We start from the raw sequence: 2,356 nt of genomic DNA on the forward strand, positions 1-2,356 counted from the left end.
ACTCACCCCCAGGCAGCCCGGCACTCCAAGACTTTCTGGCGCAAGCGGGCATCGCGGCAATGGCTTTCCACAAAACGCAGGTACTGCTCGGCCTTGCCCGCCAGCCCGAACTGCTCGGCCAGCACTTTCGCCAACAACAGGTAGGCTTCCCCAAGATCGGTAAAATCCGGGTGTTTCTGGTGGAGGTCCTTGAGCAAGGCAACCGCCAGTTTGGGATCACGGCTATAAACACCTTCAGCCAATGCCAACCGTAATGCTGGCGCCGCCGGCAACCACTGCCGGTCGCGCAGGCGCTGGCGAGTAACCAGTGCCATGGCATCACCCCAGGCCTGCGCACCAATCAGCCAATCCAGGTAAGGCTCCGCCAGAGCAATCCGTTCTTGCTCTTTACCCAGCACCGCCAGCAACTGGTCGTGATGATGCCAGTCCCCCACTGTGGCTTTCTTCGACTTGATGACTTTCGTGGTTGTCAGCAGCACCTTGTCGAACCGCCCGGCGCACAGCTGGGTGCGTTGCCGACGCTCGGCCAACGGCTGGGTGACACGCCGCCCCCCCTGATTCAGCCCCCACTGTCGGCCATGACGGACGGCAATATCACCACACAGCCCCGCCAGCACCAGCCACCACCAGGCAGCCAACAACCCGGCCACCGCGTGCACCAGCGGCACGGGCAAGACGTCCATGGCCACCATTACCAGCGCCACCACCAGTACACTCCCCAACGACGCAAACCCGGCCGCCACGCCATAATCACGGGGGGCCGAGGCGATATAGGTGGCCGCCGCCGCATAAGCGCCAGGGGCTGCGCCCTGCACCAGCACTGCAAGCCACAGCGCCGGCACCAGCAGCATCCCGATCATCGCCACCAGCAGGCCACCCGGCACCGATACTGTCACCATCAGGCCACCCGCCAGGGCAATGACCACTACCGCCGGCAAGGCTTGCCACAGTGCACTTTTCCAGACACCGCTTTCTCCCAGGCAGTCCCAGCCAGGAAACGCCGCCTTGCGGGTTTTGCGGGGGCCGGCCCGCAACGTCATCAATGCCGCCGCAAAGGCGAAGGTGGGAAATCCCGCCAACAATGCCACCGGCACCATCGTCCATAGCGGCGGCAATAGCGCCGCCAACACCGCCCAGATCGCCATCAGGGGCAACAACGGTAACGCGAAGGGCAGCCGCAGATAGCTGTCCAGGCGCTGCCACAGCGGCCCTACCTGACTCTGCCCCGCCGGCGCCAGTTCGTGATTGCACAGCAAGCAACGGGCCTCCATAAGCTGGTCCTCGTCACCCTCCACACATTGCTGACACAGATGCAGTCCATCATGGGCGCAATACCACAGCGCCTGGGTTCCCGGATGGTACTTGCATGGGTGTTTCACTATGATGCCCCCAGACTTGTCATTCCGGTTTAACCGGTTATTTTGCCTGCTACTTTATTCGTATTGTTGCATCGACTCTAGTCCAAACCGCCAGGCGGCCTGCTCGCCAGCATGAAACGAGGAACCCCATGCGAGATCGTCTGCTGGCCCTGATTGCCGGCCTGCTTTTTCCCCTTGCCTTCGCTCCCTATGATCTCTGGCCCCTGCTGTTTGTCAGCATCGGTGCCGGTTACTGGTGCCAGCAGCGGGCCGCTTCTGCCCGCGAAGCGCTGTTGCGAGGCTGGCTGTACGGGCTCGGCATGTTCGCTTTCGGTATTTCCTGGGTGCATGTGTCCATGCACGACTACGGCTTCATGCCGCTATGGATGGCCATCCCGTTCACCGGCATCTTTGCCGCCTTTCTGGCCCTGTTTTACGGGCTCACCTTTTATGCCAGCTGGCGACTGGGGCGTTCAGCGCTGGTGTTTGCCGGTAGCTGGCTGTTGCTGGACTGGGTACGCGGCGTCTTCCTCACCGGTTTCCCCTGGCTGTATGCAGGTTATGCCCTGATCGACACGCCATTTGCCACCCTCGCCCCCATTGGCGGCGTGTGGCTGCTGACGCTCACCGCCGTGCTGATCAGCGCCTGTCTCATTCGCCCGGCAACCCACCGGAGGAACTGGTACACCGGCCTGGCCGCAGCCTGTGCCCTGCTGGTACTCACCGCTGTGTCCCACACCTTGTCGTTCACAGCGCCCGACGCCCCCCCCCAGAAAGTCGCGCTGGTGCAGGGCAACATCCCGCAGGACATCAAATGGCAGCTGTCCATGCGTGAGCGGACCCAGCAAATCTATCAGGAGCTGACCCAGGCTATTCCCGCCGACACCCTGGTAATCTGGCCGGAATCCGCGCTCACCAATTTCTACCAGAACGTATCCGGATTCCTGGAGCAGGAAGGTCAACAGATTGCCGAACGCCACGGCGGCTTCATCACCGGC

The 2,356-nt window shown here is 62.5% G+C and carries 2 protein-coding genes; one reads left to right on the plus strand and one right to left on the minus strand.

The window, feature by feature from the left end; all coding sequences use genetic code 11:
* Nucleotides 1-2 precede the first annotated feature (2 nt).
* The gene (locus A3754_RS15530; RefSeq protein WP_231880646.1) at nucleotides 3-1,379 is read right to left on the minus strand and encodes a B-box zinc finger protein; all 1,377 of its coding nucleotides are present in this window, start codon (nucleotides 1,377-1,379) and stop codon (nucleotides 3-5) included.
* Between the two features lie 128 nt (nucleotides 1,380-1,507).
* On the opposite strand from A3754_RS15530, the gene lnt reads away from it, so the two are divergent.
* On the plus strand, nucleotides 1,508-2,356 hold an 849-nt coding region (gene lnt, locus A3754_RS15535), incomplete at its 3' end, for an apolipoprotein N-acyltransferase (protein WP_063520436.1).

The sequence above is a fragment of the Alcanivorax sp. HI0083 genome, from assembly GCF_001635175.1.